Source organism: Thermoproteus thermophilus (assembly GCF_055392855.1).
In genome coordinates, this window is the sequence record NZ_AP042466.1 from 1,264,329 (window position 1) to 1,290,511 (window position 26,183).

General features: G+C 55.5%; 22 protein-coding genes and 1 tRNA gene. 12 read left to right on the forward strand and 11 right to left on the reverse strand.

Annotation, left to right across the window (positions count from 1 at the left end; all coding sequences use genetic code 11):
* Positions 1-13: 13 nt before the first annotated feature.
* Complete coding sequence (locus ACZ5PA_RS07420) at positions 14-739, reverse strand: MIP/aquaporin family protein (RefSeq protein ID WP_464929710.1); 726 nt, start codon at positions 737-739, stop codon at positions 14-16.
* Between the two features lie 178 nt (positions 740-917).
* On the opposite strand from ACZ5PA_RS07420, the gene glpK reads away from it, so the two are divergent.
* The 3 genes from glpK to ACZ5PA_RS07435 are packed head-to-tail and all read left to right on the forward strand — an operon-like array spanning position 918 to position 4,271.
* Positions 918-2,495 (forward strand): glycerol kinase GlpK, encoded by a 1,578-nt coding sequence (glpK, locus tag ACZ5PA_RS07425; protein ID WP_464929711.1) that lies wholly within the window; start codon positions 918-920, stop codon positions 2,493-2,495.
* A gap of 19 nt (positions 2,496-2,514) precedes the next feature.
* Positions 2,515-3,825 carry an FAD-dependent oxidoreductase gene (locus tag ACZ5PA_RS07430; RefSeq protein ID WP_464931236.1) on the forward strand — a complete coding sequence of 437 codons (1,311 nt, stop codon included), beginning with the start codon at positions 2,515-2,517 and terminating at the stop codon, positions 3,823-3,825.
* Entirely contained in the window at positions 3,816-4,271 is a 456-nt protein-coding gene (locus ACZ5PA_RS07435; protein ID WP_464929712.1) for an SRPBCC domain-containing protein, read from the forward strand. Before ACZ5PA_RS07430 ends, ACZ5PA_RS07435 begins: the two co-directional genes overlap by 10 nt.
* Positions 4,272-4,602: 331 nt before the next feature.
* Here ACZ5PA_RS07435 and ACZ5PA_RS07440 read toward each other — a convergent pair whose 3' ends face one another.
* From ACZ5PA_RS07440 to ACZ5PA_RS07460, 5 genes are all read right to left on the reverse strand, one after another.
* On the reverse strand, positions 4,603-5,031 hold the full coding sequence (locus ACZ5PA_RS07440; RefSeq protein ID WP_464929713.1) for a DUF4143 domain-containing protein: 429 nt from the start codon (positions 5,029-5,031) through the stop codon (positions 4,603-4,605).
* Between the two features lie 26 nt (positions 5,032-5,057).
* Positions 5,058-5,282, reverse strand: coding sequence for a hypothetical protein (locus tag ACZ5PA_RS07445; RefSeq protein WP_464929714.1), 225 nt, complete (start codon positions 5,280-5,282; stop codon positions 5,058-5,060).
* Positions 5,282-5,809, reverse strand: coding sequence for an ATP-binding protein (locus ACZ5PA_RS07450; RefSeq protein ID WP_464929715.1), 528 nt, complete (start codon positions 5,807-5,809; stop codon positions 5,282-5,284). The genes ACZ5PA_RS07445 and ACZ5PA_RS07450 overlap by 1 nt, the downstream gene beginning before the upstream one ends.
* Positions 5,810-5,946: 137 nt before the next feature.
* A complete protein-coding gene (locus ACZ5PA_RS07455) occupies positions 5,947-6,828 on the reverse strand; it encodes a TIM barrel protein (protein WP_464929716.1) in 882 nt (293 codons plus the stop codon).
* 180 nt (positions 6,829-7,008) lie between these two features.
* A tRNA-Gly gene (locus tag ACZ5PA_RS07460) sits at positions 7,009-7,084 on the reverse strand.
* A 164-nt stretch (positions 7,085-7,248) separates the two neighbouring features.
* On the opposite strand from ACZ5PA_RS07460, the gene ACZ5PA_RS07465 reads away from it, so the two are divergent.
* On the forward strand, positions 7,249-7,635 hold the full coding sequence (locus ACZ5PA_RS07465) for a DsrE family protein (protein ID WP_464929717.1): 387 nt from the start codon (positions 7,249-7,251) through the stop codon (positions 7,633-7,635).
* Here the strand turns inward: ACZ5PA_RS07465 and ACZ5PA_RS07470 are convergent.
* The gene (locus tag ACZ5PA_RS07470) at positions 7,604-7,864 is read right to left on the reverse strand and encodes a sulfurtransferase TusA family protein (protein ID WP_464929718.1); all 261 of its coding nucleotides are present in this window, start codon (positions 7,862-7,864) and stop codon (positions 7,604-7,606) included. The two genes, ACZ5PA_RS07465 and ACZ5PA_RS07470, sit on opposite strands and share 32 nt — an antisense overlap.
* Positions 7,865-8,659: 795 nt before the next feature.
* On the opposite strand from ACZ5PA_RS07470, the gene ACZ5PA_RS07475 reads away from it, so the two are divergent.
* The 8 genes from ACZ5PA_RS07475 to ACZ5PA_RS07510 all read left to right on the forward strand — a co-directional run bounded on the left by ACZ5PA_RS07475 (position 8,660) and on the right by ACZ5PA_RS07510 (position 20,897).
* Positions 8,660-9,400 (forward strand): transcriptional regulator, encoded by a 741-nt coding sequence (locus tag ACZ5PA_RS07475; protein ID WP_464929719.1) that lies wholly within the window; start codon positions 8,660-8,662, stop codon positions 9,398-9,400.
* Positions 9,401-9,468: 68 nt separating this feature from the next.
* The gene (gene nrfD / locus ACZ5PA_RS07480; protein WP_464929720.1) at positions 9,469-10,473 is read left to right on the forward strand and encodes an NrfD/PsrC family molybdoenzyme membrane anchor subunit; all 1,005 of its coding nucleotides are present in this window, start codon (positions 9,469-9,471) and stop codon (positions 10,471-10,473) included.
* Complete coding sequence (locus ACZ5PA_RS07485) at positions 10,461-14,174, forward strand: molybdopterin dinucleotide binding domain-containing protein (RefSeq protein WP_464929721.1); 3,714 nt, start codon at positions 10,461-10,463, stop codon at positions 14,172-14,174. Before nrfD ends, ACZ5PA_RS07485 begins: the two co-directional genes overlap by 13 nt.
* Before the next feature lie 2 nt (positions 14,175-14,176).
* On the forward strand, positions 14,177-14,977 hold the full coding sequence (locus ACZ5PA_RS07490; RefSeq protein ID WP_464929722.1) for a 4Fe-4S dicluster domain-containing protein: 801 nt from the start codon (positions 14,177-14,179) through the stop codon (positions 14,975-14,977).
* Positions 14,977-15,627: a TorD/DmsD family molecular chaperone gene (locus ACZ5PA_RS07495; protein WP_464929723.1), complete on the forward strand. Its 651-nt coding sequence runs from the start codon at positions 14,977-14,979 to the stop codon at positions 15,625-15,627. The genes ACZ5PA_RS07490 and ACZ5PA_RS07495 overlap by 1 nt, the downstream gene beginning before the upstream one ends.
* Positions 15,614-16,921 carry a 4Fe-4S binding protein gene (locus tag ACZ5PA_RS07500; RefSeq protein WP_464929724.1) on the forward strand — a complete coding sequence of 436 codons (1,308 nt, stop codon included), beginning with the start codon at positions 15,614-15,616 and terminating at the stop codon, positions 16,919-16,921. The genes ACZ5PA_RS07495 and ACZ5PA_RS07500 overlap by 14 nt, the downstream gene beginning before the upstream one ends.
* A 122-nt stretch (positions 16,922-17,043) precedes the next feature.
* On the forward strand, positions 17,044-20,112 hold the full coding sequence (carB, locus tag ACZ5PA_RS07505; RefSeq protein ID WP_464929725.1) for a carbamoyl-phosphate synthase (glutamine-hydrolyzing) large subunit: 3,069 nt from the start codon (positions 17,044-17,046) through the stop codon (positions 20,110-20,112).
* Entirely contained in the window at positions 20,106-20,897 is a 792-nt protein-coding gene (locus tag ACZ5PA_RS07510) for an ATP-grasp domain-containing protein (protein WP_464929726.1), read from the forward strand. The genes carB and ACZ5PA_RS07510 overlap by 7 nt, the downstream gene beginning before the upstream one ends.
* Before the next feature lie 151 nt (positions 20,898-21,048).
* Here ACZ5PA_RS07510 and ACZ5PA_RS07515 read toward each other — a convergent pair whose 3' ends face one another.
* Genes ACZ5PA_RS07515 through ACZ5PA_RS07530 form a run of 4 tightly spaced genes read right to left on the reverse strand, consistent with a single transcriptional unit; the run spans position 21,049 to position 26,166 of the window.
* Positions 21,049-22,218: a (Fe-S)-binding protein gene (locus tag ACZ5PA_RS07515; protein ID WP_464929727.1), complete on the reverse strand. Its 1,170-nt coding sequence runs from the start codon at positions 22,216-22,218 to the stop codon at positions 21,049-21,051.
* Complete coding sequence (locus tag ACZ5PA_RS07520) at positions 22,215-23,198, reverse strand: FAD-binding oxidoreductase (RefSeq protein WP_464929728.1); 984 nt, start codon at positions 23,196-23,198, stop codon at positions 22,215-22,217. Before ACZ5PA_RS07520 ends, ACZ5PA_RS07515 begins: the two co-directional genes overlap by 4 nt.
* Positions 23,195-24,592 carry an FAD-binding oxidoreductase gene (locus ACZ5PA_RS07525; RefSeq protein WP_464929729.1) on the reverse strand — a complete coding sequence of 466 codons (1,398 nt, stop codon included), beginning with the start codon at positions 24,590-24,592 and terminating at the stop codon, positions 23,195-23,197. The genes ACZ5PA_RS07520 and ACZ5PA_RS07525 overlap by 4 nt, the downstream gene beginning before the upstream one ends.
* Positions 24,589-26,166 (reverse strand): L-lactate permease, encoded by a 1,578-nt coding sequence (locus ACZ5PA_RS07530; protein WP_464929730.1) that lies wholly within the window; start codon positions 26,164-26,166, stop codon positions 24,589-24,591. Before ACZ5PA_RS07530 ends, ACZ5PA_RS07525 begins: the two co-directional genes overlap by 4 nt.
* Positions 26,167-26,183: the final 17 nt, after the last annotated feature.

Here is a 26,183-nt window from a genome sequence, read left to right on the forward strand (position 1 = left end):
TGTGCCCTTATGGTTACAATATTGCTAGGTATATTGCCACAGCAATTAGCCCGCCTACTATTGGCCCCCATATAGGTACTGTTAAGCCATAGGTCCAATCCGAGGGCTCCTTATAAAGAACCACCGCATGCGCCAATCTAGGTCCAAGGTCCCTAGCGGGGTTTATTGCATAGCCCGTAGGGCCTCCAAGGCTCAAGCCAATACCCCATACAAGGAACGCTATTATTACAGGAACAGACCATGTTGGTAATCCATGTATGGATGTAAGAGCCAACACCCCCAGTACTAATGCAAATGTACCTATAACCTCTGTTACAAAGTTTACAGGTAAATGCCTTATATTTGGAATAGTCGAGAATACCGCCAACTTAGCCACTTGATCAGTGGTTTCCTTGAAGTGATCATAGTAGGTTACATATACCAATAAACCTCCAACAAATGCTCCTGCTATTTCAGACAGTATAATACCGGGAATTAAGCTCCAACTTACCTTACCTAAAACGGCAAAGGCGATAGCTACGGCTGGATTTATGAATGCATATGGAGACCCACCTAAAAATGCGACTGCTATACCTACCATCACGGCAAAACCCCATCCAGCTGTTATCACTATCCACTGGGATGCTTGCGAAAGTACAGCTCCCTTACTTTTGCTAAGGACCACGTTGGCAACAACACCATCACCAAAGAGTATCAAGAACATAGTTCCAAGGAACTCCCCTAGGTATACATTGGGCATACTAATCAGGTTCTCTGAGATTTTTAAATTTTACTTTTCAGCAGTAATGAATCCATAAATTAAATTAATAATATAAACTTAATATACTCAGTTTACTTGATAACACTGAGTATACTAAATATATTCTGGTAAATCTAGATGACCGTAATCCTTAAATACTTTTTGAATTAAGAACTACATGCCTGAGGAAAAGAAGTATGTTTTGGTAATAGATCAAGGTACTACGGGTACTAGGGCTGCGTTGATTGATCATAGCGGCTCTATAGTTGGTTATGCTTATCATGAGCATACTCAGATATACCCTAAGCCTGCGTGGGTTGAGCACAATCCATTTGAGATTTGGGAGAGGACTAAGCAGGTGATTAAGGAGGTCCTGGAGTTCACTAAGGTTAATCCTAGAGAGATAGCGGCGATTGGAGTGACTAATCAGAGGGAGACTACGATTATTTGGGATCCAAGGAACGGGCAACCGGTCTATAATGCCATTGTTTGGCAGGATAGGAGGACGTCACAAATGGTTGATTATTTAAAGCAGAATTACTTGGATATGATTCAAGAAAGGACTGGCCTAGTCCCTGATGCCTACTTCTCAGGGACTAAGATTTGGTGGTTACTAGATAATGTACCAGGTCTGAGGGATAAGGCTAGGAAGGGTGAGGTAATATTCGGGACTATTGATACTTGGATTATTTGGAACTTAACAAGGGGAAATAAGGATGTACTCACCCCCGAGAGGAATGGGGCTCATGTAACTGATTACAGCAATGCGTCTAGGACCATGATCTTTAATATTCATAAACTTGACTGGGACGATGAATTGCTTGAGATTGAGGGTAAGATACCAAGGGATATACTCCCGTTATTAAGACCATCAAGTGATAAGTCCATCTACGGGTACACCGGCTCTGAGGTTTCCCAAATACTTGGTGGTGTTAGCATACCTGTATGTGGGGATGCTGGGGATCAGCAGGCGGCTTTATTTGGGCAGGTGGGTTTTGATGTTGGTGAGGTTAAGTCAACATACGGTACGGGCAATTTCATACTGATGAATATTGGTGATAAACCAATTAAATCAAAAACCAACCTATTGACCACGGTCTATTACTCACTCGAGGAGAAGAAGGCAGTGTACGCGCTTGAGGGTAGTATATTCATCACAGGTGCCGCGGTTCAATGGTTTAGGGATGGGCTTAAGGCCATTGAGGTTTCTGATGAGATAGAGCCCCTTGCGGCAAATGCCAGTGATACTGGTGGTGTTTACTTCGTACCAGCATTTGTTGGTTTAGGTGCACCATACTGGGATCAGTATGCTAGGGGTTTAATCATTGGTATTACCCGTGGTACAGAGAGGAAGCATATTGCCAGGGCTATTCTCGAGTCAATAGCCTACCTAACTAGGGATGTGCTTGAAGCGATGATGAGCGATACGGGAATTAAGATACCAAGGATTAAGGTTGATGGTGGTGCGGCCAGGGATAATTTCCTAATGCAGTTCCAAGCAGATATTACCGGTATTGAGGTTTGGAGACCCGTGGTTTTTGAAACAACATCACTGGGTGCTGGTTACCTGGCTGGATTAGCCGTAGGCTTCTGGAGGGATTTGAATGAAGTTAGACAAAATTGGAAGTTAGATAGGGTCTTTAAGCCAAGGATGGACCCTGAAACCAGAGAGAGGCTTTATAATGGATGGAAGGCCGCGGTTAAAAGAGCATTAGGCTGGGCTAAGGAGGTACCGTGGGCGTATGGATTGCAGTGATTAAAAGTGATTAAACGTGATTTTAAATAACTTTGACGTAATAGTTATCGGTGGAGGATCCACCGGACTTTGGACAACATTGGACTTAACATTGAGGGGATTAAAGGTATTACTCATTGAACGTAATTACATCGGAAGCGGGACAAGCGGAAGATTTCACGGCCTTCTACATAGTGGTGCGAGATACGTGGTAACTGATCCAAGCTCAGCCGTTGAGTGTATTCATGAAAATGAAATCTTAAGTAGGATCGCACCGCATGCTATTGAAGATACTGGTGGATACTTTGTCTCGGTAACTAAGGATGATGAGGAGTTCAAGGATAAGTTCATAAAGGGCTTGAAGGATGCGAATATACCATTCAGAGAAGTACCAGTTAATGAAGCATTGAAGGAGGAACCAATGTTAAGTAGGGACGTAAAATCCGTCATAGAGGTTCCAGATAAAGTGGTATTTGGCTTGGATTTGTTGGCGAGTGTGGAAATGATGGCTTTTGACCATGGCGCATTGTTCCTTGAAAGTAATGAGGTTGTGAAGATTAATGAGGATAAGGATGGGCTAGTGGTAACCTCACTGGATAAAGTAAGTGGTGAAACACGCGAGTTTAGGGCTACGGTTGTGGTGAATGCCGCGGGTCCCTGGGCGGGTAAGGTGGCTAAGGCGGCGGGTATTAGTGTTGATATAATGCCGACGGCGGGTACCATGACGGTGGTGGCTAGGAGATTAACAAAGCGGGTTATTAATCATATGAGGATGCCGTCTGACGGTGATATACTTGTACCCTATGGTGGTGTTTCCATAATGGGTACAACCGCATTCATAATAGAGGACCCGGATAATTTCACAATACCAGAGACAGACCCAGAATTCCTGATACAAGAGGGATCCTCGATGATACCTGAATTAAAGAAAACGCCTATAGTTAGGAGCTATGCAAGTACAAGGCCATTGATAAAATTCGAAGGCGGTGAGAGAGTTGAGCGTCTTGCCTCAAGGGACTTCAAAATATACGTCCATGAGAAGCCCAGGAACTTCATCTCGATAATTGGTGGTAAATTTACAACGGGCAGGCTAATGGGAGAGAAAATAGGGGATGTAGTCACTGATATACTGGGGATTAAGAAGGAAAGCATCACGAAAAGTATAAGGCTTAGTGAGTACAAGCTGGAGGATGTAGCGAGTAGGGCGGGTAATGCCATAGATAAGTCCTTAATCACTAGGTTAATTCAAATCATGTATAATGGGATGGACTATGAAAGAGGGAAAGTAGTAAATTATATACTACTTCAATACTTGATTGAGAAACAATCGGTGAAGAAGTTATGGAGCTAAATGGTAATCTAACAATAAAAGCACGGATGGAGAAAGTATACTCCTTCTTCAACGACCTCTCTAAACTTGTGCCCTGCTTGCCAAACTTAGTTGAGTATCAGTGCTCGACTAAGTCGGCAAGGGCTAAGTTTAAGGCGAACATAGGGTCAATACCGATGCTTCAATACCTATCAAGAGTCACTGCAGATGTAGAATTACAAATATTAGAATCAGAAAAGGAGCAAATAAAATATCACTTCAAGGGAAATGCAGCTGGTATAAATTATAGCGGTGATATATTACTTAAACTAAGTACTACCGGCGATAAATACACAAGGGTCGATTGGTATGCAATAGTGGACCTAGGTAAAATAGTAAATACATTACTGAAATTCGTTGATATCGATGATATAGTAAATAACATAGTTAATGATATAGTAAATAAGCTATCACAGTGTATAAGTTAAAATCAAACATTATCTAATGATGCGGGATCCTAGGTACATCACCGATGAGGTTAGGAGACTCATGAGGCAGGCCGTTAAGGAGATTAAGGATGGAACCTTCGTCATTTGAGAGGATACTTGGTTACTCAGTTTTCAATAGGCTTTGGGATGAGGTTATGAAAAGTGATGTTTGGAGGGATGAGGACAAGCTCTACAGGGCATTGGGCAGAAGGAAGTGAACCGCATCAACACACCATTTAAAAGGAAGCATGAATAACGGTCCGTCACCGCTATGCTTAACCTTAACTCATTGCTTACCTGTGCCGTGCCTCACGTACCAATGGGTCCCGCATTAAGGTCCCTGGGTTTGGGTGGTTAATAGCCATGTGTGGAGTGGTGTTAATTTTATCTTATGTTTGTCGTACGTGAGCTCGTCCTCTAGGTCCCACGTTATCACCATTAAATCCCTAACGCCGAGGCCCTCGGACGCCCTTACCAAGCTCCTGAATTCACGCCTGTCCACCTCGTCTATTGATGATGCGTAGGTGACCTGCAATAACTGCTGTGGTGTTCCCTGCTGGGTTATTACGAAATCCACCTCGTAATTATTAGCCCTGTAGTAAAAGTGCTCAGCGCCCCTCATGAGCAGTTCCACAGCTACGATGGACTCCATCATCGGCCCTAGGGACTCGCGTCTGAAGTATGCTGGGTCTATTGGGTAGACTTTACGGGGTTGTTGGAGTTGGGCTTTGGTGCTCGCTCCGTACCTCCTAACGGTCACTATGTAGAGGGCTTCCTCGAGGTACCTTAGGTAGTTGGCCAGGGTTTTCTTGCTCTTCTTAATCCCAAGGCTCTGAAGTAGTTATGTATTGAGGACATGGATAGGTACTTCCCAAAGCTATCCTCAACAATCCTCATGAATACCTCGAAGGAGTACGTATCCCTAATGCCGTGCCTCTCAACCACATCCCTGTAGAAGACGGTGTCCCTATAAACCCTCGCCAAGTCCCTGGCCAGGTCAGGCCTCAGCACTATCTCCGGGAATCCCCATGCGTTATGTAGTCCCTCAACAGGCCAAGTAGTTTGCCCAATTGTTCAGGGGCTCCTAGGTGCCTTGTTTCGAAGCCCCTGGCCCTTAGGTACTCCCTGAAGGAGAATGGTAGGAGTAGGCGTTGTATGTACCTGTCCCTTAATTCCGTGGGTATTTCGGCAATGCCCAGCTTCGATGAGGACCCGGTGATGACCACGTGGTAGCGTCTCCTATCCAGTAGGGAGCGTACCCAACGCCCCCATTGTGGTATGCTTTGGGCCTCATTCATCATTATTACTATCCTGCCCCTGAACTCCCTGGCCAGTTCGTTGACGACCTTTAGGAATGTGGAGAAGTGATTGGGGTTTATGCCCATTAGTCTGATGTCCTCGAAGTTCACATACACTATGCTCTCCCTGGGCCATCCACTGCCCATTAGATCCCTCGTTATTTGGAACAGGAAGTACGTCTTACCAGCCCTCCTGGGGCCGAGGATTGCCAGGGCATTGTCACTGAGCGTGTAGTCCAAGTCCCTGGTTATGATGCTTGGCAATTCAAATGAGAACCACTCCTCAATACCTCCCTAAACGCCCTCTTAATACTAAGCATTATTCTTAAGGAAACAGATTGCCCATAAATCTGTTTCCTTAAGGTATTGCTGGATAGTCACTCCTCCTCGCCTGGCTTTGTTGGTTCTATTACGTTGTTTCCATTCTTCTTGAGTATCTCCTTCATCTTTAGTGCGTCCTTCTCGAGCAATGACGTTTCACTAATTATTGTTATCTCGATATCCCTCCTACCCAACTCCTGGGCCAGTGGTTCGAAGGGTGGGTTGTTGGTGTCCATTGGCTCGTGCTCATAAATCCACTCACCGTTTTTGTACTTTACGCATGTGAAGTGGGTGTACATGGGTTGGTCTCCGAAGTACTCCCTCCATAGGTTTAGGACTTGGGCGTAATCTATGGAGCCTCCATTCCTTGCGTATACATGGCCCCAGTCAACCAACGGCAACCACCTGTGGGCGGTTAATCTCCTTAACCAGCCTGAAGATCTCCTCAAGACCCCAAACTGGCTCTTCTTGGCCATGACCTCTAGGCCCAGCTTCACATTCCTAATGCCGCTCTCCCTCATCCAATCCAGTACCCCGAGCACCGCGTCTTTAATGGCGTTGTAGCAACCCTCTGGGCCCAGTTTACCGTAGTATGCTGGGTGGAAGACCACCACCGTGGCTCCCATGGCCTCGCCCCTATCCAGGGACTCCTGGAGCCTTGTGATACTAGCCTCCACCTTACCACTATCCTCACTGCACAAGTTTATGAAGTAGGGTGCATGCACAGAGAGCCTAACACCTAACTCCCTAGCCAACTCCCCCGCCTCAGCCGCCGCGTCCCTACTCATCCTAACACCCTGTACGAACTCCACCTCCATGGCGCTAAGCCCCACCTCAGCCGTGTACCTAATACCGTCCAGGGTCCCCGCACTCTTCTTCCTCTCCCTGGCCCCGATGGGAACGCCTGCGGGGCCTATGAAAACCCTGGCCATTACCATGGGTTATGCTAGCCGGTAAATAAAGGGTTTCCTCATCATATTACCTTTTTTTAGCCAGGTTAGTATGTCATTGTATACTTTGTTTCGTTCAGTTTTATTATCGCATACGATATTATAGCTAGACAAAACAAACCCATCAACGAGTACCCCATACACGCAATTTAATAAAAGGATTTCCGATGCGGCGGCCGGGATTTGAACCCGGGATCAACGGCTTGGCAGGCCGCCATCCTAAACCAGGCTAGACTACCGCCGCTCTACTCTCTGGCCTTATGCATTTTTGTCGTTTATTTTTAAGCATTTCGCCCCTAGGACGGCCCCCTTGGGCCTAGGCGAGGCCTCAAGGCAGTCGCGAAGTTGCGAGGGGATCGGCGCCGTGTAGGGCCTACAAGGTTATTAAACCGGGCGCGGGCAATACCGATGAAGGTAGTCGTGATGCTCTCGGACAACGACTTGGCCAGGGCATACCACGCGTTGGTGGTGGCGTTGTCGGCGAGGGCGCTCGGCGCCGACGTGTACTTGTTCGCGAGCGGCCTTGGCGTCTTCGTCTTCGGCAAGAGGCCCAAGACGAGGCTCGTCGGCTTGCCCTCTCTGGCCTCCTTGTACATCAAGTGGAAGATGAGGAGAATAGGCGCTAGGAGGCTCGAGGAGCTAGCCGCCGAGTGCCTCAAATCGGGCGTGAAGGTGTACGTGGACGAGCCCGTGGCCAAAATGCTGGGCGTTGAGCCGGCCGAGGGGGTCTCGACGGCCGGCGCTCTGACCTTCCTCGCCTTAGCTAAGGACGCCGATTTGGTCTTGACCTTCTGACCAGCACCTCCACGACGTCCCCCATCTTATAGGACACGACCTCGATGCCGAGAAGCCCCGCCGAGTTGGCCAAGTCGTTCAATATGTACCTCCACTTGCTGACGATAACGGCCTCCTCGCCCTCCCGAAGCTCTGCGGCGAGTTTGGCCAGAGTAAGCCCTAAGTCGGGACAAGGGCCCTTCACTTCGTACACCTTCACGATAGACCCGCGCCCCCGCTCCGCGTACATATGGTTAGCTATTTCCATATAAAAAATTTCATCTAGGGAGCGGATCCCTGCGCCATATACAGCTAGTTTCTGTCAATCGCCCAGCGGATTGCGCGTTGTCGAGCATAAACCACGAGCCGACGCCGGAGACATGCTGGATCTAAGCGCCATGGTCGGAGAGTCTCACCGCCTATAAAAACGGCGCCGTCCTCGGAGCGAGTCGCTTAGCGGCCGCCATGGCGTCTCTAGCCGATCCCCACGTCCACGCGCGCCTCTTCCTATCTTTTCGCCTAATCAGATCCCGCTCAAACCTCCGCGGCGCACTGGCTCTGTAAGCGGCTACACCGACGTTGGTAAAGGTTGTAAAAACGCGGCGGCGAGGGCCGCGTTGAGATGTATGTAAAAATATGTACAATGCAACAGAGACGTACAGACTGGCGGAGTCGTTACGGGAATCGCATTGAGAGAAAGGAGATCGGGTCGGAGCTAAGGCCGGCTTTGCTGGAAGAGGCTACTTGTGCGTAGACGCACTCTACACGGCCATCGCCCTCTTAAGGGGTTATCCAAGCTATTCCCTGGACGATAGCCCTCATTGGCGCAAGACCGTGCACCCTCACCAAGACGCAGTTGGCAGTAGGCATAAATTTCGGACGTCAAGGGGCTTCGCGCGTCTTTCGGGAATTCGACATATTGAGCCGCGGCCGAACAACACAGAAGCGTAGCCGAACACTAGACACAACGGCGCTTCAAGGTCCTCGCCGGCCAAGACGCGACGGTGCGGTTATAAGCTTTTATATCTCAAAAAAGCACTAATCCATGCACCCTTCAATGACCGACTTCATTTCAATTTTATTAGCTATACTTGCTATAAATATACGAGGGTCGCCGGCATCGTTATACGCCATATCTAAGGATACGGGGATCAGCATAGCCACTGTGTATAGGAGATCCCTAGAGCTCCTCAAGCAAGGCTTTCTACTAAAACTGGGAAAAGGGGCGTACACGTTGACGCCGAAAGGCGCCTTTTACCTAGCCGCCCAAGCGATAGAGGGGAGGGCGCCGGAGCGCGCTCTCGGAGCGGCTATAAGGAAGCTCAAATCGGATTGGGGCCTCTCGGACGTAGCCGACGACGAGGTGGAGGCCTACGTCAGGCTTCTTCTAATCGGGTTGAAGAAACTGGGCAGATCCCCCCACGATTTCTGCGCCAACGACTTCGGCAGGACGGTCCAAGTCCTATTGCCTCCCAGATTCGGGGGGAGGAACGTCGCGAAGATAGTAGCGCAACATCTATCAGTCCCCGTCGAGATGGTCGAGAAGGCGGAGCGCGTAATAGCCAAGGCCTTGCTCGAGTTCTTCCCCTCCATTAAGCTACCCGATGGTTGTAGAGTAGTCGTGACGTTCCAGGGGGATTACGGCGTAAAGCTCAGCGTATTGGCCTCCCACTGTAGGACGAACGGGTACACTATGGGGCTTAAATGCTACGTGGGCCAAGTCTTGTTGGCCGACGCCATAAAGCGGGTTTTTCAAAACAGCGAAAGATCGGATAAGGGCCTGTAGAGGGCTCGTCCCTGCCTTTTTTCAACGCTTGAAAGGAAGGTTGAAGACGCCTTCTGGGCTATTAGTGCATGCCAAATCCCTGGCCTCTGAGCTGGAGCGGCTGGGGTCCCTATATGCCGCCTGACTTCGAGATGATATGGGGCTGGAGGATCGCCGTAGCCGTGTTCGCGACGGCCTTGGGCGCTATGTCCATGGCGTTGTCGGCCTTCTTCGAGTTGAGGAGGGTGAGGGGTTTAGCCACCCGTTACGGCATGGTAATGGGTTGGATCTTCATACTAGTCGCGTTGGCCTTCTTCGTGATAGACTTGGGGGTCCCCTCTAGAGCCGGTAATATAATACTCATAGGGTGGCCCAACGGCAGGTTGGCCCAGTCCTGGATGGCTTGGGGAGTCATGTTCCTAGGAGGCATGGTCTTGTGGGGCCTCGTCTACATCGGCTCGTTGTTCATAAGAGCGCTTCAACGCCCGATCTTGTTGAACGCCTTGTACTACCTCATCATGATAAACGCCGTGTTGGCGACTATATATACGGCATTTCTATTCTCGGCGGCGGGCGGCAAATCTTTCTGGTGGAACGGCTCGTTGCCGCTCTTGTGGCTATCGTCGGGCCTCGGCTACGGAGCCGCCTTCATGCTCCTCCTGGGGAGGTTCGTCAAGTTGGAGAGAGGTAGCGACTTAGCGAGGTTGAGGATGTTCTTACACGAGCTGAGCTGGGCGGACCTCTTGGCGGTCTTGTTCGAGGCGTTCGCGTGGGCTCTGTTCATAAGCGTGGCCTACGCCAACCACATAGAGGCGAGGATACCTCTCACGCAGTTGCTCTTCCAGACCTACGCGCCCTACTTCTGGGGCTTCGTGATAACGTTGGGGATAGCGATACCCCTGCTCCTAGAACTCACGTTGCTCAAGGCGGATCCGCTCGGCAAATTCGCCGCTTACGCCATACCTATTATCTTCATCTCGGTAATGGTCGGCGGCTATATGTTGAGGTATATCGTAATAGCCACGGCGTATTACTACAGCCCGTTCACCCCGTTGACGAACGCGGTTAGCCAGTGGGGGCCATGGTGGTCGTAAGCCCTAAGCTGACCAGGAGGGACTTCCTCAAGCTCGCCGCCGTAACGGGCACTGCAGTAGCCGTAGCCGCTACTGTAAGCAAGGAGCAGTTGATATTTAACAAGTTCTTCAAAGAGGGGGCCAAGTTGGAGGCGACGACTGGGAACGTGGTGGCCTACACCACGTGTTACGGCTGCCTCGGCAGATGCCAGATACAAGTGGAGATAAGCCCCAACAAACTGCCCAGATTCATAGCGGGATCTATATTCACCCGCAACGAAGGCGCCACTTGCCCCATAGGCCCGAGCACTATGTTGCACTACCTCAGCCCCGCCCGGCTGAGATCGCCCCTATTGAGGGTGCCCACCAGCGAGAGGTGCGACGGCGATTTCATAGAGATAACCTACAACGACATGTTAGATATATTGGTCAACGGCGACGACGCGGCTATCTTGAAGGAGAGGGGCTGGAAATACGGCTTCTTGGGCATGAAGAAGATTAATCAATGTTGCCCCGAGAAGTTCGTCTACTTCACGGGAAGGGATCAGTACAACCCGGCAGAGAACACTTGGTTCGCCGCCATGTTCGGCTCGCCGAACCAGGCCGGCCACGGCGGCTTCTGCGCCGTGAACGTAGCATCTGGCGGATCGTACATACTGGGCGGGACTTGGTGGGAGTACGGAGGGTTCGATTCGAAGTACACCAAGTTGCTCATACTAGCTGGGGTGACCCAAGACCACTTCCCCACCAAGATCAGAAGGGAGATAACCAAGGTAAAGGACAGAGGCGGCGAGGTCATCTACATGTCGCCGGAGAGGATAGGCAATTTCGGACAAGTATCCGACGATTGGATCCCAGTAGTGCCGGGCACCGACGGCGTAGTCGTGTGGTCTGTAATACAGCTGTTAATTCAAGCTTGGAAGAACGGCGTCAAGGCCATAGACGAGGAGTACCTCAAGTGGTACACCAACGCGCCGTGGCTCGTGATAACTAACCCGGACGGCTCGATAGATCCCCCACAAGCGCCCAACACGGGCTTGTTCTTGCGGGTCAAGAACAAGAACGGCGATTGGGTTCCCGCAGTGATGGGCTCCGACGGCAATATATACCCGTTCACGGATGTGCCTTGGCAGAACGGCGTTGAGCCCGTCTTGGAGTATAGAGGCGCCGTCACGGTGCCCAAGGGACCCGACACCGCGGAGACCATCACGGTAAACGTGCGCACCGTCTTCACCCTCATAGAGGACGAGGCGATGAAGCCAGACTACGCTCCCGAGAACGTAGAGGCTAAATGGGGCACTCCGCCTGCCTATAAGATAAGGGAGCTGGCGCAGAAGATAATCGATTTGTTGAACAACGGCAGGGTGATAATCCCCGCCAAATGGACCGACTACCTCGGCAGACAACACGACAATTTCGTCGGCACGCCGTTCTCGATCTATATAATGAGGGGCATATCGGCGCATACCAACGGCTTCCAGACCGCGCGCGCCTTCGCGTTGCTTCTATCCTTAGTGGGCGCTGTGGACACGCCGGGAGGGTGGATGTACAAATCGCCTGCGCCGTGGCCTATACCGGACGGCGATTACTGGCCGCCGTATATCACCCCGCCGGATCCCAGAATGAGGGTAACGGCGGAGGACTACGCCGAGAACCCCTCCTTGTTCACGGGGCCCAACGGCGAGAAGCTCATCGGCGTTATAGGCGGCGCCATGATATCGGAGAGGGTGCTCAACGACGGGACCGTCGTGGTCTTGGACGTCCACAAAGTGCCGTATCCGAAGGCCATCCAAGTCACCACCAAGATCATCAACTACACGCCCGACAACGTCGTGGTGGACGACAACGGCCATCCGTTGCTTATAGACAGGGCGTTTAGCTGGGAGTTCCCGTTCGCCCTCCACAGAGTGTACACGGCCGTCAACATCGACGCCGGCTTGGAGTGGCCGTATAGGGTGGAGCTCTTGTTGTGGCACATCACAAATCCCTATTGGGACAACGCCTACGATATAGACAAGGACCTCGGCTTGCTCAGAATGAAGGACTCCGACGGCAGGTACAGAATACCGTTCGTGGCGATCGTCGACACGTTCTACAACGGCTCGGTGCCGTGCGCCGATTTGGTCATCCCCGACACGACCTTCTACGAGCGTTACGGCGAGCACAGCCTGCTGGACAGGCCCGATAGCTCAATCTACGGGCCTATGGACAGCATAGAGTGGCCGATACTGCCCCCGCTATTCAAGGAAGTGATACCTTGGAGCGACGGCGAGATAATACTGGGCGAGAAGCTGGGCCTGCCCGGCTTCTTGGACCAAAACGGCAACCCGATGTACCCCAACAAGATGTACGACTGGCTCTGGAAATTCCAGTACGCGCCAGGCATCGGCGTCCTCTACATGGCCAGGGGCAAGGACGGCACGTCGTGTTGTAAAGGCGATCCGAACCCCGACCAGATAAAGATGTACGTATACCCGGGCTTCATACCGGCCGGGAGCTACTCGGGCCAGAAGACCTATCCGCCGCCCCAGAAGATCCCCGTCAAGAACGGGAAGTACCCGGCCGGCGTAAATCCCGGCGTGCAGACCGTCGGACATGCCTCAGGCTATTACGAGTTGCCCTTGGAGATCAGATATTATAGGCACGTGAACAAGGGCTATCTCGAGTGGGCCGCGAGCGTCGGCATGATACCTTACGCTAAACCGATTATAATACAGCTATATTCGGAGATTATACAGAAGTACAAGCTTGCGGCGTACGGCTTGTGGAAGGGCTACAACGCCTACTACTACTACATGTACAAGAAGACGGGCGATTCCAAGTACTTGGACCTAGCCAGGAAGAACGCGTCGCCGCCTAACGATTGGTGGGGCTCCCACGTAGCTCAAATAATAAAGACGTACTACAACCCGATACCTGCTTGGTACCCGCCGCTCGACTGGATCGCCCCGGACGGCTCGCCGCCGGACCAGTACCCCATAGCTACGTTGAACAGGAAGACGACGCCTTGGTTCTACCACACTTGGGAGAACCACCACCCGTGGTTGAGGCAGTTGTTGCCCTACTCGGTGGTCTGGATGAACCCCAAGACGGCGGCTCAATACGGCATAAAGGACGGCGATTGGGTGGAGTTCACCAGCAGAGGCGGCGAGATAGCGAGAGGACAAGTGAAGCTGACGGAGGCCATAGCGCCTGGAGTCGTGGGCTACTGGAAGTCGAGGAACGCCAGGCCGGGCGTGTTCGGCATACCGCCGAACTCGGTAGAGGCGACTAAGGGCTTCATGTTCAACGATATCTACGTCTACACGAGGGCCGAGAGCCTAGGCGGAGTGCCCAACTCGCAATACACCGTGGACGGGCTCATAGCGGCTGTACAGCAAGGCAGATACCCGACGTTGAACCTAGACCCGTTCACCGGCAAGACCGCTTGGGGCGATCTACGCGTGAAGATAGTCAGAATAGCCAACGACAAGCCCGAGTCCGCGTGGGGCAACGCAGACGTCATACTCAAAAAGCCGCCGAAGCTGATGGTGGGGAGCGAGGCGTGGTCCATATCGGCCTTCAACTACAACGCCTACAAGAGCCCCGCCGAGATGGGCGTGAGCTGGTACGAGGTGAACTCCGCTTGGTACCAATTCCAGCAGACCATAGAGGGCAAAATGGGCTATCAATTCGACGCAGCGCTTAAACCGGCTAAGAAGGAGAAGACCGAGGAGGTGTAGCCATGGTCCAGCTGGCCATCCTCACGGACTTGAGCAAATGCTTCGGGTGCGCTGCGTGTATGCTGGCCTGCAAGGAGTGGCACTCCAGCGGCTGTTACGGGCCCATGACGGATCTACACCCGTGGGGGCCGGAGCCCGGCAAAGGGCCTTGGTCCGTCTTCTTCTTGAGGGTGTTGCAAGTAGAAGTCGGCGAGTTCCCCAACACCAAGACCTTCAGCGTGCCGATAAGTTGTTTCCACTGCAGAAAACCCGCTTGTACCGAGGTCTGCCCCACCGGCGCTATATTCAAGAGGAAGGAGGACGGCGTGGTGGTCATAAACTACGACGTCTGTATAGGCTGTAGGTATTGCGAAAACGCATGCCCCTACGGCAACATAACGTTCGACCCCGTGGAGGGAGTCTCCAAGAAGTGCGTCATGGCAATAGATCGCGTCTACGACGAATCGTTGCCCGAGTACGAGAGGGTGCCGCCTTGCGTGAGGGTGTGCCCCGCCGGCGCGAGGATATTCGGCGATATGGACGACCCCAACAGCGTGATATACAGAGAGGCCAAGAGGAGAGGGGCTGTCCCGTTGGGCCCAGAGTACGGCACAGATCCGCCGAGCCTTTACATAATGCCAGGCACGCCGGTCAACGTGGCCGGCCGCGAGTACCAATGGCCGACCATGACCAAGGAGGAGGAGTTCGCCGTAAGGACCGGCGCCGTCGATGTGCCAAATATATTGTCGAAGCTGAAGGGCGTGAAGCCTACGGGAGGCCATTGCGGAGGCGGAGTAGGAGGGCCGACGGGCGAGGGAACCTAATGCTTCGGTCCCTTTCAAAACAAACCTCCCTTTTCCGCTCCATCCTCTACGATTTTCTCTCCTCCCTATACATATACCCCTATAGGTTGTCGGAGTTCGAGGAATACATCAAGTCGAAGGTGGGACGAGTGAGGGAGGCGCGGAAGGCGTTGGCCAGGATATACGAGCTCCGCCATCTGGACTCCCTCCTCGACGTTGCCGAGAAGGTGGACGGATACGACGAGCTCACGCCGATCGAGGTCGACTTCACGCGCCTCGACTACGGAGTGCCGCCGTATGAGGGGTATCTACACACCGGATACTTGGACCTATCCGTAGAGGACTCCGTCGCGAAGTTCTACGCCGAGTACGGCGCGGGCTTCGAGAAGGAGTTCAGGGATTTGAGAGCCGATCACATAGCCGTGGAGCTGGCCTTTATGTCGTATCTCGCCTATAAGGAATACGAGGCGGACGACCCGTTTAAATACCTCGAGGGCCAAAGTCGTTTTCTAACAAATCACCTCTTGACGTGGGTTCCCGTTTTCGTCAAAAGAGGGTTGAGGATAGTGTCCACCGAGTACATGAAGCGAGTCCTCCTCTTCACGCGCGAGTTCTTGAACCAAGATAAAGATATAATAGAGATCATATTAAACGAGGATGAGGATTCTTAACAACGACGGGAAGGTAGTAGTCGTAGAGGATCCCAGCGACGCCGAATTGGAGGCCTTGGTCAAGGACAACCCAGGGGCTCAAGTAGTCGTTGTGTTGAAAAACGCCGAGGCTCCGCCGAGACTTCCGAGGGACCTCCACCCCTTAGAGGTCCACGTGGTGAGGCCCTCGTCGGCGGTGGAGGTGGCGGCGGCGCAGTTGAGGGCCCGGAGGACTCCATTCCACTTGGAGGCCAGAAAGGCCGTGACCAGGAGGGATCTCCTGAAGGGCGAGGTGTTCGAGAAGAGAGCAGTCCCCCAGCTCTACCCGGAGCTTTGTATGGCCAGGTTCGGCTGTTCGGAATGCGCCGAGGCTTGCCCGACGGGGGCCGTCAAGATCGTGGACAGATCGGCGTCTATAGACCCGTCCAAGTGCACCGAGTGCGGCCTTTGCGTGGCGGCTTGCCCGACGGGGGCGCTCGCGGCTCCTGGATCCGACGACGTGGAGATAGCGGCTGCGTTGGCCAAGGCCAAGCTCCACGGGATATCCAAGGTGGTCTTCACGTGTTACAGATCGGGGAGAATAAGCGGCGAGGGCGAGTACGTCTACAAGTTGCCTTGCATAGGCTCCTTGGGCCCCGAGTGGGTACTCGAGGCCCTCGCCATTGCGGGGGAGTTGGAGGTCCAATGCCCGGACCAGAAATGCCCAGCGGGCGGGGCCTCGCCTGCGTTGAGGCTCGTGGAGGAGATGGCCAAGGCCTTCGGCTTAGAGGAGATAAAGACGGAGGGAGGGGCGGTCCTCAAGACGAGAGCCCGCCCGATCTCGCCGTCGGGCTCCAGGAGGAGGGACTACTTGGAGGCCCTCTCCAAGTTCAGAGACCTATACACGGGCGAGAGGACCGCCGCCTTGAAGATATACGCGGTCGACGTCAACGCGGACAAGTGCACCCTTTGCGGGGTCTGCTTCGCCAAATGCCCCCAGAGGGCTTTCGACGTGAGCAGAGACGGCGATGCGGTCAAGTTGTCCCTCAACCCGTTGAAATGCGTCGGTTGCGGGTACTGCGAGGAGGTCTGCCCCGAGAAGGCGATAACGGTCGTTAAGGGCGAGGCCCTCCCCCCTGAGGTGGAGGAGAAGGCCGTGGACTACGTCGTCCGTTGCAAGTCTTGCGGGAGGGCGTTCGACACGTATAAACACATCCAAGCCGTTAAGGCAAAGCTAGGCCTAAAGGACGACCCAGAATGGCTCTACCTCTGCCCCGACTGCCGCCGCCAATACACCGTAAAGCGCATGTTGGAGTCCGCGTTGAGGAGGAAGTAGGAGCCTCGTCGTTGGGCTCGACCGCGTCGAGGCTCTCGAAAAGCTTATATAGATCATCAATCGAGGAGTTGATGTCGTCGGGGCGATCGCGTTAGCGAACAACGAGGCCGTTGCGGGGCGCCATGGACGTTAGGAAGATCCTCGTCGTGGGCTCAGGCGCTATAAAAATAGCCGAGGCCGCCGAGTTCGACTACTCGGGCTCTCAAGCGTTGAAGGCCTTCAAGGAGGAGGGCATAGAGACCGTCTTGGTGAACCCCAACGTGGCCACTATCCAGACCTCGAAAATCCTCGCCGATCGCGTCTACTTCCTCCCCGTAAACAAGGACTTCCTGGAGCGCGTAATAGAGCGCGAGAGGCCTGACGCCATAGCTTGCGGCTTCGGGGGCCAGACGGCGCTCTCTGCCTGCGTCGAGCTCCACGACTCCGGCGTCCTCTCGAAATACGGCGTGAAGGTCGTCGGGACGCCCGTCGAGGGCATAAGGAAGGCCCTCTCGAGGGAGCTCTTCCAGAAGACCATGAGGGAGGCCGGGATCCCCATACCGCCTAGCCGCTCGGCGAGGAGCCCCGAGGAGGCCCTCGCGGCGGCTGAGGAGCTGGGGTACCCCGTGATGGTGCGCGTGTCCTTCAACCTCGGCGGCGCCGGGGCCTTCAAGGCTAAGAGCCGCGCCGAGCTCGAGTCCCGGATATACAAGGCCTTCGCGCAGTCCGCCATAGGCGAAGTCCTCGTGGAGAAGTACCTCGAGGGCTGGAAGGAGGTGGAGTTCGAGGTCGTGAGGGACGCCTACGACAACGTGGCCGCCGTGGTGTGCATGGAGAACGTGGACCCCATGGGGTACCACACGGGCGATTCCATAGTAGTGGCCCCCTGCCAAACGCTCACGGACGACGAGTACCAGACGGCCAGAGATATCTCCATAGCAGTAGAAAGGGCGATAGGCCTTATCGGCGAGGGGAACGTCCAAGTCGCGATCAACTACGCCGGGCCGGAGCAGTACGCGATAGAGACGAACCCGCGCATGTCGCGCTCTAGCGCGCTGGCCTCCAAGGCCTCTGGATATCCCCTGGCCTATATAGCCGCGAAGTTGGCGTTGGGCTATCGCCTAGACGAGGTCTTGAACCAAGTGACTAGGCGCACCGTGGCGGCCTTCGAGCCGTCCTTGGACTACATAGTCGTGAAGCACCCCAGATGGGAGAACGACCGGTTCGGCGTGGAGGAGGGGCTGGGGCCCGAGATGATGTCGATAGGCGAGGCCATGGCCATAGGCCGCAACTTGGAGGAGGCCTGGCAGAAGGCCGTGCGCATGATAGACATCGGAGAGCCCGGCCTAGTCGGCGGCCCTCTCTTTAAGTCCGCGACATTGGAGGAGGCCCTCAAGGCCCTCGAGCGCCACTTGCCCTATTGGCCCATCTACGCCGCGAAGGCCCTATACTTGGGCGCCACTGTCGACCAGATTTACGAGTTGACCAAAGTCGATAAGTTCTTCCTAAACGCCATAAAGAGGGTCGTGGACGTGTGGAAAGCCCTCGAGTCGGCCGAGGCGACGCCGGAGCTGATAGAGGAGGCGAAGAGGCTCGGGTTCTCCGACGAGCAGATAGCGTTGGCCCAAGGCGTTAGGCCCGAGGAGATGGCCAAAAGGAGGCGGAGGCCCGTCGTCAAGAAGATAGACACGCTCGCCGGCGAGTGGCCCGCCGAGACGAACTACCTATATTTGACATACGGCGGCGAGCTCGACGAGCTGGCGCCCAAGGTGGACTACCTCGTGGTGGGCGCCGGAGTTTTCAGAATCGGCGTGTCGGTCGAGTTCGACTGGTCTACCGTAAACTTGGCCTTGGAGCTAAAGAAGAGGGGCCATCGCGTCGCTGTGTTAAACTACAACCCCGAGACTGTGTCGACCGATTGGGACATCGTGGACAAGCTGTATTTCGACGAGATAACGGCGGAGAGGATCTTCGACATATACGAAAAAGAAGGAGGACCGGTAGTGGTACTATACGCGGGCGGCCAGATAGGACAAAGGCTCTACCCCAGGCTGGAGGCGCTCGGCGTGAGGATCGGCGGCACTCGCGCGCACTCGGTGGACTTGGCCGAGGACAGGAGCAAGTTCTCGAGGCTCTTGGACAAGCTAGGCATAAGGCAACCGCCTTGGTTCTACGCCAAGAGCGTCGAGGAGGCCTTAAAGCTGGCGGAGGATCTAGGATATCCGGTGTTGTTGAGGCCCAGCTACGTGCTAGGGGGCACCTACATGGCCGTGGCGAGGAACGGGAGGGAGCTCACGGAGTTCCTCACCAAGACCGCTAGGGTGAGCGGCGAGTACCCCGTCGTCGTGTCCAAGTTCATGCCGTGGGGGATAGAGGCCGAGGTCGACGCCGTCTCCGACGGGAGGAGGGCCGTGGTGACGCCGATAGAGCACGTGGAGCCCCCGGGCGTACACTCGGGGGACTCCACGATGGTCATGCCGCCTCGCAAGACGCCCAGCTGGGCCGTCGAGAAGATGGCCGAGATCGCCTACACGATAGCCAGGGAGCTCGACGTCAAGGGGCCCCTCAACGTCCAGTTCATAGTGCTGGACGACGTGTACGTAATAGAGGCGAACTTGAGGGTGAGCCGCTCCATGCCCTTCGTGAGCAAGGCCACGGGCGTGAACTACATGTCGCTCGTCGCCGACGTCTTGACGAGGGAGAGGTTGCCCTACGAGGGCGAGCTCACTGTGTTGAGGCCGTCTAAGTGGTGGGTGAAGACAGCTCAATTCTCTTGGAGCAGAATCAGAGGGGCCTACCCGAGGCTCGGCCCCGTCATGTACAGCACGGGGGAGGTCGCCTCGTTCGGCGACGTCTTCGAGGAGGCGCTCCTCAAGAGCTGGCTCTCGGCCCAGCCGAACAAGCTGCCGAGGAGGAACGCCTTAGTTTACACATTCGACGAGGCGTACCTCAAGGACGTGGAGGAGATAAGGAGGAGGTTGGAGTGGCTGGAGCTCCTGGAGCCCGCCCCCGACGTCGTCGAGATGATCAAGTGGAAAAAAGTGGACATAGTTATAACGGCGGGCGTCACGCCCGAGAAGGACTACGCCATTAGGCGCGTGGCGGCGGACACCTCGACCCCCCTGGTGTTGCACCCCTCGTTGGGCCTAGAGCTGGCCAACGCGTTCAATTGGCTGAGGGAAGGGGGCGAGCTCAAGGCGGAGCCGTGGTGAAGCTGGTCGTCGATATCTTAAAGGAGGAAGAGAGGATGTTGTTGAAGGCGGCCGAGAGGCTCGGCGCTAGGCTGGACCTCGTGAAGATCGACGGGCTGAGCTTGAACGAGGACGTCGAGGAGGGCGTGTACTTGATAAGGACGCTCAGCCACAACAAGGCCATCGTGGCGGCGGCCCACGTGGAGGCGTCGGGAGCTGTCGCCGTCAACGGCTGGAGGGCCTTGGCGGCCGGGTGGAACAAGGCCGTGGCCTTGGCCATGCTCCGGGCATCGGGGCTGCCGATACCTAGAACCCGCCTGGCCCCGGCCGCGCCGGACTCGAAGGAGCTCATAGTCAAGCCCGCCTTCGGGAGCTGGGGCAGAAAGGTCGCGTTGGCCAGATCCAAGGAGGACGTGGAGGCCCTCCTAAAAGGCGCCGATCCCGACGAGTTGTACCTGGTCCAAGAACGCGTGGGGGACGGGACCGATATAAGGGCGTTCGTGATAGGCTATAGGGTCGTCGCGGCCATGATCAGAAGGCCGCCACCTGGCGATTGGCGTAGCAACGCGGCGAGGGGAGGGATAGTGGAGAGGATAAAGCCGTCTCCGGAGCTCGAGAGCTTAGCGGTCAAGGCGGCTAGAGCCCTCAATGCCGAATACGCCGGGGTCGATATATTGATAGGCGACGGCGTTTACTACGTGGGCGAGGTGAACGTTGTGCCTGAGTTCAAGGCGGTCTCGAGGGCCAGCGGCGTGGACGTCGCGCGGGAGCTCGTCGAATACGTCCTTAAGATGGAGAAGAAGTAGGGCCTACGCGGTATGCGCTTATGTCCCTCGGAACGGGGGCGGAATCCGCCGCCGAATATGCTCTCATCCGTCGCCAAGTTGTGAGAGACGGCGGGCTGGGCCTCTGAAACCCCAGAGCGGCGAGACGAGGTCCCGGCACTCTGTTGCTTGCCTATGTCCGCAACGGCCTCCCCCTCAACTCCGCATAGCCCTCATTTCCGCCGTTCCGATACGATAAATCCAATAGCTCCAGCGGGAAGTACACCTCAAGGCCCAACTTAGACATTTGTTGTAGACAAGAGGGGCTCTCTACCAATATGCCGTCTGGCGAAATCGTCTTGACCTCCTCCCTCTTCTTATCGAGAATAGCATCCGCGATATCGCGGTGCCTCAACGGGTACATGTTCCCGCCGGCGCAACACACGTCGGCGCTGGGCAGAGGCACTAGGGACAAGCCGGGCACCTTCGACAAGACCTTGAGCACCACGTCGTGGGCCTTGGCCACGTTCATGAGATGGCAGCTGTGTTGAACGGCCAGCTTCATCTCGACCTTGCCTAGATTGCCCCTTATGCCGTCTGCCAACAGCTGCATCGCGTCCACGACCGGGCGGCCGCGCATATATCTTAGGAGCTCCGCTTGGCATCCGCCCGAATTGGGGACCACCAAGGCGTCTACGTCCCCCGCGTCGTTAAGGACGGAGAGGTTCCGACGCGCTAAGGCCTCCGCTTTCTCGAACTGCCCGCTGTGCCTATAGGGGGCGCCGCAACAGCCGAAGCGCGGCACGACCACCTCGTAGCCGTTCCAAGTGAGCACTCTGATGGCCGCCTCGACGACGCCTCTCCTATAACGCCACGAGATACACTCGTCGGTCGCGAACAACGCGACCCTCCCCTTGACCTCCCCCTTCGCCTCGTAGACCTTCCCGACCAAGTCGGAGATATCGCCTCCGGAGACCATGGGCCTCAGCTCGCGGGATAGGGACTTGACATAGGGGGCGATCGCCAAGCCGAGCTTCGTGTTCAAAACGTTGAAGAGCGGGATATAGCGGTCGTAGCTCACTGACTGCATCTCTTTCCTGTACCTCCTGAAGAACTCCTCGTAGGCCTCGCCGTATTTAACGCCTGATGGACAAGCGGTCTCGCACCGGAGGCAGTACACGCAAGCGTCTAGGTATTCCAAGAGCTTGCCCTCGGCCTTGGCCCTCCCCTCCACCACCGCCCTCATGAGGTGTAGCCTGCCCCTCGGGCTGTTCCCCTCGAGGCCTGTGGCCAAGTAGGTGGGGCAAGTGGGGAGGCAAAAGCCGCAATGGACGCAACGATAGAGCTCGTCGAAGGCCGTCATGGCAACCTCCCAGGGGAGAGCACTCCGTTGGGGTCGAAGATGCGTTTTATCTTGGCCATCAAATCGGCGTTCTCCACCTCCCACTTCCTCCGAGGCCTTAGCCAATAGGCCTTGACGCCGGATGGGGGCTCGCCGGCGAGGTACATCACGCCGAGGAGCGGGTAGCGGAGGTGCCTAACGCCGGGCGGGGGCTCCGGCAGAGAGGCAGGCGGGGCCACGACCTTGACGAGTCGGCTCGACGCGAAGAGGCCCTCCGCCTCCGTGACCTCGGCCCATTTCTCCTCGGCCTCCTCCCCGTAGAGGACATCCCCTCTGCCGGCCGCCGAGAGCCTATACTCGACCTCCGACTTAACCCCCTCGAACCTCAAGTAGAGGACGCCGTCGGACTCGACCGCGCCTGCGGGGCGCAACCTCCTCAACTCGCCCAGCGGCCTTCTGCTAGTGGCCAGGACGGCTACGGAGTCGGGCAATGCGTATATGCGCATATACGCCTCCACTATCACCGCGAGGGTCCCCCACGAGCCCGCCACGAGCCTTTTTATGTTATAGCCGGCCACGTCCTTCATGACCGGCGCGCCGAACTTCATCAACTTCCCCTCGCCGGTCACTATCCTAACGCTGAGAAGTTGATCTCTGGGCGTCATATATCGGTAGGCCATGGGGCCGTAGAAGTTAGTGGCCAAGACCCCTCCTATAGACGACTTCCGGAACAAGGGGGGATCTAGGGCGAGCCTCCGGCCCCTCTTCCTGAGCTCTTTCTGAAGCTCGTCGATGCCCACACACGCAGAGACCCTCGCCACCATCTCCTCCTCGTCCACCTCCACGGCCTTCGGCATATCGCCCAGCTGGAGCTCCTCGTCGTATTCCACGGGCGGCCCTAGATGGGCCTTCGAGCCCTTGCAGACCGGCAACAACCTCCTCCCCTCCTTGTTGGCCTCGTTTATGGCCTCCGCCAGCTCCTCCGCGGACTTGGGCCTCATGGGAATATCTTGCCTGGGTTCATGAGCTCCTTGGGGTCGAACGCCGCCTTTATGGCCTTCATGAGCTCTATCTCCTCCCTCTTGTACATCTTGGGCAATAGCTTCTTCTTCATGTACCCAACTCCGTGTTCTCCCGTTATGGTTCCGCCGAGCTCCACGCAAGCCTCCAAGATCTCCTCCCCCGCCTCGATGGCTCTCTCCCTCTCGCCGGGCTTCCTCTCGTCGTAGAGGATCAAGGGGTGTAGATTGCCGTCGCCTGCGTGGAACACGTTGGCCACTCTGAGGCCCCTCTTGGCCCCCGCGGCCCTCGCCAACATCAAGGCCTCGGCCAGCTTCTTCCGGGGTATCGTGCCGTCCTCGACGACGTAGTTGGGGCCCACGAAGCCCATGGCGCCGAAGGCTTGCTTCCTGGCGGCCCATATCTTAGCCGCCTTGGCTGGATCCTCCACTACCTCGACCCCTACAGCGCCGCTCCTCCTCAAAATCTCGGCGACTTTCGCGGCCTCCTCCTTAGCGCCAGGCAGGGATCCCTCTACTTGTATCAACAAAACGGCCTCGGCGTCTTTGGGGAGGCCGGCGGCGTAGGGCCCCGACTCCACGGCCTCCACGGCGAGTTTGTCCATCAGCTCCATGGCCACGGGCATAGCGCCCGACGCGATGACGGCGGACACGGCGCGGCCGGCGGTCGATAAGTCGTCGAACTTAGCCAATATAGTGACGGAGGACTCATACGTGGGGACTATCCTCACGATGGCCTCGGCGACTAGCGCCAAAGTGCCTTCAGACCCCGTCAAGAGGCCTATTAGGTCGTAGCCGACTTGTTCGAACTCCTTGCCGCCGATCCTTCTGACCTCGCCCGTAGGCAGAACCACGGTGAGGCCTCTGAGCTGGTTCACGGTTACCCCGTATTTGAAACACTTGACCCCTCCTGAGTTGTGCGCTATGTTACCGCCTATCGTGGACACCCTCTGCGAGCCGGGATCCGCCGTATATTGATACCCCAGATCGATGGGGTATTGGTAGCCCATGCGCGCGAGGTAGGAGTTTATCCAGTCGTTCACCACGCCGGCTTGGACCACGGCCACTTCGTTGTCCAAGTCGATTTCCAAAATCCTATTCATGCGGGCCGTGCTCACGACGACGCCGCCCTTGACCGGAACTGCGCCGCCGCTGAGGCTAGTGCCGGAGCCTCTGCCTACTATTGGGAGGCCGTAATTATAGGCCAGCTCCACTACCTTGGCCATCTCCTCAGTAGTGCGCGGGAAGACTATCACATCGGCCCTCCCCCTAAGCGCCAAGGTCCCGTCTTGCTCGTATACGAGCAGATCCACCTCGTCCAAGAGGACGCCCCCCTCGCCCAAGATCTCGCGCGCCTTTTTCGCGAACGCGTTCAATGTAGCATGAACGGCCATGGGAACAACAACAAGTACAACGCGCCGATTAGGACTAACACAAATACTAGAGATATAGAATATCTTAAGTTGTTTCTGATAACCTCGCCCTCGCGCCTTACGTATTCAGACGTCGAGACGCCCGTCGATACAGTCTGCGGCGCGACGGGCTTCCCCAGCTCGGCCCCCACGCTCTGTAGAGCTGGGAGGAGACCCGCCGGCATGCCCAATAACGTGGCCATCGCCGCTTGGAACGGGCCGAAGAGCGCGTTGGAGGAAGTATTACTCCCAGTGAGCGCGGCCCCTAGCCAGCCCAGGAACGGGGATATCACTAGGAAGAGGAGACCGACGCCGGTCGCTAGATGGGCTAAACTGTAGGCCATCCCGCTGAAGTTGAAGACGTAGCCCAAGCTTATTACGAAGACGCCGGTCAAGACGGCGCCCCACATTTGCCTCCACGTGGTCTTCAGCGCCTCCGCTACGACGCGCTTAGTGGCCCCCATGATGGGCAACGTGATGAGCCACGCGATGAGGGCCGACGTGCCTGTGGCGAAGGGGTTGAAGGAATAGGACACGGCCACCGTCTTGTTCAACACGGTCGAGAAGGCCGACACCTTGAAGGTCGCGAGGGAGAACTTAACGAAGGGGGATATGGGCGAGTTCCAGAGACCCATAACCGCCACGAAGATTATTAACGAAATCCACGCCCTGACCACCTTGTCGTTATCCACCGCGTTTATATCCAAACGGGGCGGCTTGACGATGTTAGCCGGACGCCAGACGCGGGAGAGGGCAATTATGAACAAGAAGGCGGTAATAGAGCCTATTATATCAGGGAGGTAGGGGCCTAGATATACTGCCGTGGTGTATTGGCCCAAAATATATCCCAGCCCTCCCATCAGCGCGGCAGGCCACGCCTCGCGTATGCCCCTCCACCCGTCTATTAAATACAAGAGCAAGAACGTTATCACCATGGCCAACACTGCGACTACGTGGGCGACTGCAGACGATGTGAACATCAAGGGGAGGCCCGTGACGCCGGCAAGCGTGATCACCGGTATGCCGAATGCCCCGTAGGAGACGGGGGCGGTGTTGGCCACGGCCATTATGGTTATAGCCCTCAACGTCGGTAGCCCCAACGATACCAATATGGGCACTATATACGCCCACGGAGATCCGAAACCTATCAATCCCTCTATCAACGCGCCGAGGGCCCAGACTAAGGCTATTGTCAAAACCCGCATATCCTGCGTGATATTTTGGAACATCCAGTACTTAAAGGCGTCGAGATGGCCGGTCAACCTCCAAGTGTTGAACCACGCGACGCCCCAGAATATCAACCACGATATACTCCAGACGCCGAACAACGCGCCGATGGCCCACGCCGCGGCGGTCTGGTCGGGAGGGACGCCGAGCGCTATGGCGAAGAACAACGTGAACAAGGAGGCTATGAGAGTGGCCTTCCACGCAGATTGGCGTAGGCCCGCCAATAGTACGAAGAGTAATAGAATTGGGCTTAGGTCGATAAATATAGTTAAAACGGGATTTCCGAAGAACAGTTCGGGTTGTGTGTACATAGGTCTATGATTTACGA

Bases quoted from the DNA above. Each gene is read 5' to 3' on its own strand.
- glpK (WP_464929711.1), top strand. From the start codon at position 918: ATGCCTGAGGAAAAGAAGTATGTTTTGGTAATAGATCAAGGTACTACG.
- ACZ5PA_RS07455 (WP_464929716.1), bottom strand. From the start codon at position 6,828: ATGGTAATGGCCAGGGTTTTCATAGGCCCCGCAGGCGTTCCCATCGGG.
- ACZ5PA_RS07470 (WP_464929718.1), bottom strand. From the start codon at position 7,864: ATGTACGCGGAGCGGGGGCGCGGGTCTATCGTGAAGGTGTACGAAGTG.
- ACZ5PA_RS07515 (WP_464929727.1), bottom strand. From the start codon at position 22,218: ATGACGGCCTTCGACGAGCTCTATCGTTGCGTCCATTGCGGCTTTTGC.
- ACZ5PA_RS07475 (WP_464929719.1), top strand. From the start codon at position 8,660: ATGCACCCTTCAATGACCGACTTCATTTCAATTTTATTAGCTATACTT.
- carB (WP_464929725.1), top strand. From the start codon at position 17,044: ATGGACGTTAGGAAGATCCTCGTCGTGGGCTCAGGCGCTATAAAAATA.
- ACZ5PA_RS07495 (WP_464929723.1), top strand. From the start codon at position 14,977: ATGCTTCGGTCCCTTTCAAAACAAACCTCCCTTTTCCGCTCCATCCTC.
- ACZ5PA_RS07490 (WP_464929722.1), top strand. From the start codon at position 14,177: ATGGTCCAGCTGGCCATCCTCACGGACTTGAGCAAATGCTTCGGGTGC.
- ACZ5PA_RS07420 (WP_464929710.1), bottom strand. From the start codon at position 739: ATGCCCAATGTATACCTAGGGGAGTTCCTTGGAACTATGTTCTTGATA.
- ACZ5PA_RS07485 (WP_464929721.1), top strand. From the start codon at position 10,461: ATGGTGGTCGTAAGCCCTAAGCTGACCAGGAGGGACTTCCTCAAGCTC.
- ACZ5PA_RS07500 (WP_464929724.1), top strand. From the start codon at position 15,614: ATGAGGATTCTTAACAACGACGGGAAGGTAGTAGTCGTAGAGGATCCC.
- ACZ5PA_RS07435 (WP_464929712.1), top strand. From the start codon at position 3,816: ATGGAGCTAAATGGTAATCTAACAATAAAAGCACGGATGGAGAAAGTA.
- nrfD (WP_464929720.1), top strand. From the start codon at position 9,469: ATGCCAAATCCCTGGCCTCTGAGCTGGAGCGGCTGGGGTCCCTATATG.
- ACZ5PA_RS07520 (WP_464929728.1), bottom strand. From the start codon at position 23,198: ATGAGGCCCAAGTCCGCGGAGGAGCTGGCGGAGGCCATAAACGAGGCC.
- ACZ5PA_RS07530 (WP_464929730.1), bottom strand. From the start codon at position 26,166: ATGTACACACAACCCGAACTGTTCTTCGGAAATCCCGTTTTAACTATA.
- ACZ5PA_RS07465 (WP_464929717.1), top strand. From the start codon at position 7,249: ATGAAGGTAGTCGTGATGCTCTCGGACAACGACTTGGCCAGGGCATAC.